This window comes from Azospirillum sp. TSH20 (assembly GCF_003115935.1).
Taxonomy (GTDB): domain Bacteria; phylum Pseudomonadota; class Alphaproteobacteria; order Azospirillales; family Azospirillaceae; genus Azospirillum.
The window spans coordinates 1-5,700 of the sequence record NZ_LGQU01000166.1; the positions used below are offsets into that span (position 1 = coordinate 1).

General features: G+C 69.9%; 5 protein-coding genes. 3 read left to right on the plus strand and 2 right to left on the minus strand.

The window, feature by feature from the left end:
• Positions 1 to 113: 113 nt before the first annotated feature.
• On the minus strand, positions 114 to 2,252 hold the full coding sequence (locus TSH20_RS32620) for an adenylate/guanylate cyclase domain-containing protein (RefSeq protein WP_109157807.1): 2,139 nt from the start codon (positions 2,250 to 2,252) through the stop codon (positions 114 to 116).
• Positions 2,253 to 2,277: 25 nt separating this feature from the next.
• Positions 2,278 to 3,000: a hypothetical protein gene (locus TSH20_RS32625; protein ID WP_109157806.1), complete on the minus strand. Its 723-nt coding sequence runs from the start codon at positions 2,998 to 3,000 to the stop codon at positions 2,278 to 2,280.
• Positions 3,001 to 3,299: 299 nt separating this feature from the next.
• Between TSH20_RS32625 and phoU the strand changes: the two genes are divergently transcribed.
• From phoU to TSH20_RS32640, 3 genes are all read left to right on the plus strand, one after another.
• Complete coding sequence (gene phoU, locus TSH20_RS32630) at positions 3,300 to 4,070, plus strand: phosphate signaling complex protein PhoU (RefSeq protein ID WP_109157805.1); 771 nt, start codon at positions 3,300 to 3,302, stop codon at positions 4,068 to 4,070.
• A 238-nt stretch (positions 4,071 to 4,308) separates the two neighbouring features.
• The gene (locus TSH20_RS32635; RefSeq protein WP_109157804.1) at positions 4,309 to 5,463 is read left to right on the plus strand and encodes an ATP phosphoribosyltransferase regulatory subunit; all 1,155 of its coding nucleotides are present in this window, start codon (positions 4,309 to 4,311) and stop codon (positions 5,461 to 5,463) included.
• Positions 5,464 to 5,594: 131 nt separating this feature from the next.
• Positions 5,595 to 5,700: adenylosuccinate synthetase (locus TSH20_RS32640; RefSeq protein WP_146207506.1), on the plus strand; the 106-nt coding region annotated here is incomplete at its 3' end.

Genomic DNA, 5,700 nt, shown 5'->3' on the forward strand with positions numbered 1-5,700 from the left:
AAAGGGACGGGGGGCCCCCGCCAGCAGCAGGGCGGACAGGCGGGCGAGCCGATGCAGGCGTCGGGGCACGGGAGTGGGCATGGCGGTTCGGGACACGGCTTATCGTCGTCCGGCTATTTGTCGGTGAGGGCGGTGACGCCGGCCCAGTCCGGCTCGGGCGCCCGGCCGATGCGCTTTTCCGCCTTGTGCAGCATCGCCAGGGCGGCACCGTCGCCGGCGGCCAGCACGCCGAAGCCGGCGGCGGCGGCCTCGAACCGCCCGGCGCGCCAGTCATCGAGGGCGGCGGCGTAGGCGGCGCGCTGGGCGCGGTCCTCCGGATCGGCGCGGCGGGCGTCGGACAGCGGCTCGAACACCTCGACCGGTTCGCTGCGGCCGACGACCTGCACGATGTCGAGCGCGCGGAAGGCCTCCGGGTCGCCATGGTGGCGCATGGTCTCGCCGCTGACCATCAGGACGGTGTTGTAGTATTTGTTGGCGCCCTCCAGCCGCGAGGCCAGATTCACCGTGTCGCCCATCACCGTGTAGTTGAAGCGGCGGGGGGAGCCGATGTTGCCGATCAGCGCCGGGCCGGTGGCGATGCCGATGCGGTTGGAGCCGCGCCCGCTGGCCGTCGCCAGCAGGGTCGGGTCGTCCGCCATCGCCTGACGCATCGCCAGGGCGGCCGCCACCGCGGCGCGGGCATGGTTGTCGATGGCATAAGGAGCGCCGAACACCGCCAGAACGGCGTCTCCGATGTATTTGTCGACGAAGCCGCCATGCGCCTCGATGATGTCGGTCATCACGGTGAAATAGCGGTTCAGCACGGCGACAAGGGCTTCCGGCTCCATCCCCTCCGACATCTTGGTGAAGCCGGCGATGTCGCAGAACAGGATCGACAGGTCGCGCTCCTCCCCGCCCAGGCAGGGCGACTGGCCCGAAGCGATCATGTCGTCGATCAGCGACCCCGGCAGATAGAGCTTGAAGGCGTTGCGGATGTGCCGCTGGTCGCGGTCCAGAACGGCGAAGCGCAGACCCAGCGCCAGCGGGAAGACCAGCAGCGCCGCCAATGCCGCCTGCAGATACGGTAGGACCAGCCCGCCCTGGAAGGCCTCCACCGCCACGCCGCTCCACCCAGCCAGCAGTAGGAGCAGGCCGAATGCCGCCACCGGCGGCCGGGTCGCCAGCGTCACCAGGGCGGCCAGTCCGGCCAGCAGCAGGACCAGGGCCACGGAGGCCGGCCGGCCGGCCTCCGCCAGCGCATCGTGCGCCATCAGGTTGGAAATGGCGGCGGCATGGATGTAGACGCCGGGAATGCTGTCGCGGGTGCGGCCGGCGACATACAGCTCGCTCATCACCGGCAGGGCGCAGCGTTCGGGAAGATTGACCCCTTCCGGCTTGGTGACCCAGCGGTTGGAGGAGAGCTTGCGGTCCTCCACGTCCAGCACCGTGCCGACCATCACCGCCTTGCCCTTGAAGTGGCTGGCGAAGAAGTCGGTCTTGCCGGCCTCCGCGCAGGCATACAGGTCGGCCAGCGAGTAGGTCGGGATGGCGCCGGGCGCGGTCGCATGGTTGACCAGCAGCCGGTTGCCCTCCCCGCCCGGAATCCGGTAGCCGGCCAGGGTGGCGGAGCCGTCGGCTCCCCATTCCAGCGGCGCCTTCAGCGCCCGCGACGCCACCTCCACCGCCATACCCGGCTCGGCCTTCGGCTTGCCGTCGGGACCGGCCACCGTCAGCGTCAGCGGAATGCGGCGCAGCACGCCGTCGGCATCCTCGACCAGATTGACCGAGCGGACATTGTTGACCCCGGCGGCGATCATATAGCCGCGGTAGGGCATCAGCGGATCGCTCTGATGCTGCACCTTGGCCAGCACCAGCCGCCCCTCCTTGCCGCCGCGGCGCAGGGTCAGCAGGTAATCGCGCTCGAATCCGGGGATCAGCGTCTCGACCGAGGTCGGGTGGACGAGGTCGAGGCCAATGGCCGCCGCCCCGCCGTCCAGCATAGCGCCAAGCACGGTGCCCAGCCGCGGCCCCCACAGCGCCTGCGGCGTGCCGGCGAAAGGCGGGCGGCGGTAGGTCTCCTCGTCGATGCCGACCACCACCACCGGCGACGGGTCGGGCGCCGGCCGTGAGCCATGCAGCCGTTCCCGCAGCCAATAGAGGCTGTCGATCGACGGCCCCTGCAACGAGGACGAGGCGGCCAGCACCAGAAATGATGCCACGACCGGCGCCACCGCGCCGAGCAGGACCAGCCGGACGCGCCGGGGCAGCCTCATCCTCTTCAACGGTCGTGCCCGCCGCTCAGAAGCGGATCAGGCGGCCGAGCGCCGGACCGCCGCCGGCCGCGGCCTTCTCGTCGATCTTCACGATGAAGGACTTCTGCCCGGCGGAAACCTTGTAGAGGCCGCCCGCCTCCAGCCCGCTGCCCTTCTTGGCGGTGTCCAGCGTGGTGCCGGGGACATTGACCGTGGTCAGCGCGATGCCCTGCACGTCCAGCCGGTCGATGGTGACCGGGCCGGGAGCCGACAGGATCAGCACCGGATGGGTCTTGAACAGGGTCAGGTCCGGCTTCGGCAGCGGCGCCTTCATGCCCGGCAGGGCGATGGGCGCGCTGCGGAAGACGGTCACCCCCGCCTTGCCCGCCTCGTTGGAGGCCAGCAGCAGCTTGCCGCCGTCGCAGGGCAGCGTGTGGCGGTCGATGCTGCCGCCCTCCACCGCCGACTCGCGGGCGCCGACCGTCACCGAACCGCCGGTGATCGTCTCGTTCACACAGGATTCCAGATAGCTCAGCGTCAGCGTCTGCCCGGCCTTCAGCGCCACGCTTCGGCCGGCAGCCAGATAATCCATCGGCTGCACGCCGTCGACGCCATCCGACACATCCTCAACCAATGCGGTGGGAGCGCCTGCGGCCGGTGCCGGATCGGCGGCAAGCGCCAGCGGCGACGCAGCCAGCAGAAGCAGGGACCCTGCGGCGATGGCGCGGCCGGGCATCCGAAGGACAGGCATCTGGAACGCGACGGACATGGGAAACGGCCTCCCGGTCAGTGCAGGGGGATTTACCCCATGCGGACGGTTTCAATACGGCTCCGTACCCTTTAGCGAAGTTACCGAGTTACTTCAAATCCAATACGTCGCCGGCAGCCAGGGTCACAGCGATAGCGCCAGTAAAGACCGACCGTCCAGGTGACACAGGATTGTCAAGGAAGTGAAATAAACCCGCCACACCGGCGTCATGACCACAGGCTAATATACACGTCCGGCGCGTGGTGGCCCTGCGGGCTGTGGCGGACAGACCGGACATCATTGGAGCGTCGCGACCGAACATGGGCACCGAACACATCGTCCGCTCCTTCGCGCAGGAATTGCAGCGCCTGTCCAACCTCATCACCCAGATGGGCGGCGTGGCGGAGGCGCAGGTCGAAGCGGCGGTGAAGGCGGTGACCCGCCGCGACGTCGGGCTCGCCTCGCAGGTGATGCAGGCCGATGCCCGGCTCGACGCCTACGAACGCGACATCGATGCCGAGGCGGTGCGGCTGCTGGCCCTGCGCCAGCCGATGGCGCAGGACCTGCGCGAGATCGTCTCCGCCCTGAAGGTCTCCGCCGACCTGGAGCGGATCGGCGACTATGCCGCCAACATCGCCAAGCGGTCGCTGGCGCTGGCCCAGGTGCCGGTGGTGCGGCCGGCGGCCGGCATCCCGCGCATGGGCCGGCTGGTCGAGGCGATCCTGAAGGAGGTGCTCGACGCCTACATCGAGCGCGACGTCGACAAGGCCATCGCCGCCTGGGAACGCGACGAGGAACTGGACGACCTCTACACCAGCCTGTTCCGCGAGGTCCTGACCTATATGATGGAGGATCCGCGCAACATCACGCCCTGCACGCATCTGCTGTTCATGGCGAAGAACCTGGAGCGGATCGGCGACCACGCCACCAACATCGCCGAGATCATCCATTTCCTGGTGGTCGGCTCGCCGCTGACCGTGCTGCGCCCGAAGAACGACGGCAGCAGCTTCGCCGTGGTGTCCCCCGCCGCTTCGGACATCGACCTGCCGCTCCCACCCGACGAAGACGCCGGTCCGGCCGACGCAGGCTGAAGTCCGGTTGCCACCAGCGCCCTCTCCCGCCCCGGGAGAGGGAGACCCCGCGCCCTCAGCTTTTCTGCCCATCCGCCTGCGACGGATTCGCCCACGCAAGGCCCGCGCAGGGGAGATACCGCCACCGTGCGGGGCTTTTCCGTTTGCATGCGGCGCGGGTGTCGGGTATTAGCCCGCCCCGTGTGCCCGACATTCGCCGCGGCATCCCTGTCCCTGCCTGCAACGAGACACGCTGGTCATGCCCGCCGACGCACTGAGCTCCGCCCTGCTTCCCGCCGGACTGCACGACGTGCTGCCGTCCGAAGCGGCGCATGAGGCGGCCGCCGTCGAACGCCTGCTGGCGGAATTCGCCGCGCAGGGTTACCGCCGCGTCGATCCGCCCCTGGTGGAGTTCGAAGAGAATCTGCTCTCCGGCCCCGGCGCGGCGATGTCCAAGCAGACCTTCCGGCTGATGGACCCGCATTCGCAGCGCATGATGGCGGTCCGCGCCGACATCACCCCGCAGATCGCCCGCATCGCCACCTCCCGCCTGAAGAACGAGGCCCGGCCGCTGCGCCTGTGCTACGCCGGGCAGGTGTTGCGGGTGAAGGGATCGCAGTTGCGCCCCGAACGCCAGTTCACCCAGGTCGGCGTCGAGCTGATCGGCGCGCTGGAGGCGGAGGCCGACGCCGAGGTCGTCCTGCTGGCCGTCCAGGCGCTGACCGCCATCGGCGTGCCGCACCTGTCGGTCGACCTCTGCGTGCCGACCATGGTCTCGCGCATCTGCGCCGGGCTGGGTCTGGGCGAGGATGAAATCCGCCAGCTGCGCGCCGCGCTTGACCGCAAGGACTCCGCCGCGGTGGCCGCGGTCGGCGGCCCGGCGGCCAAGCTGCTCGAAACGCTGATGAGCGCCTCCGGTCCCGCCGACCGCGCCATGCAGGCGCTGGCCGCCCTGCCGCTGCCGGAGGGCGCCGAGAAGGACCGCCGCCGGCTGACCGACACGCTGGCCCTGCTGCGCGCGGCGATGCCCGATCTGACGGTGACCATCGATCTGGTGGAGCATCGCGGCTTCGAATACCAGACCGGACTCAGCTTCACGCTGTTCTCCCGCGCGGCGGGGGAGTTGGGCCAGGGCGGACGCTACCGCGCCGGCGCCCAGGGCGAGGACCGCGGGGAGCCGGCGACCGGCTTCACGCTCTACATGGACACGCTTCTACGCGCGGTTCCGGCGGCCAAGGCCCCTGGCCGGGTGTATGTGCCGCATGGCAGCGGTTGGGAGACGGCGCGCAAGCTGCGGGCCGACGGATGGGTGACGGTCGCCGGGCTCGCCCCGGTGGCCGATGCGGCCGCGGAAGCCAAACGGCTCCAGTGCGGCCATTGGCTGGCCGGCGGGGACGTCAAGCCGGTCGGATGACCCTGGGTTCAAGTGACTTGAGTTCAAGCGAGTTGGGTTCAGGGTGAACGGACCCCCACGCCGCGCGGATGGTACCCTGCGGTGGATCGGGCGGTTGAGCGGTTCCTTTTGAAGTTTTGCGGAGACGAGAGATGGCCAACGTTGCGGTGGTCGGCGCCCAGTGGGGCGACGAGGGCAAGGGCAAGATCGTCGACTGGCTGTCCAGCCGGGCCGATGTGGTGGTGCGCTTCCAGGGCG

Bases quoted from the DNA above. Each gene is read 5' to 3' on its own strand.
- TSH20_RS32620 (WP_109157807.1), bottom strand. From the start codon at position 2,252: ATGAGGCTGCCCCGGCGCGTCCGGCTGGTCCTGCTCGGCGCGGTGGCG.
- TSH20_RS32625 (WP_109157806.1), bottom strand. From the start codon at position 3,000: ATGTCCGTCGCGTTCCAGATGCCTGTCCTTCGGATGCCCGGCCGCGCC.
- phoU (WP_109157805.1), top strand. From the start codon at position 3,300: ATGGGCACCGAACACATCGTCCGCTCCTTCGCGCAGGAATTGCAGCGC.
- TSH20_RS32635 (WP_109157804.1), top strand. From the start codon at position 4,309: ATGCCCGCCGACGCACTGAGCTCCGCCCTGCTTCCCGCCGGACTGCAC.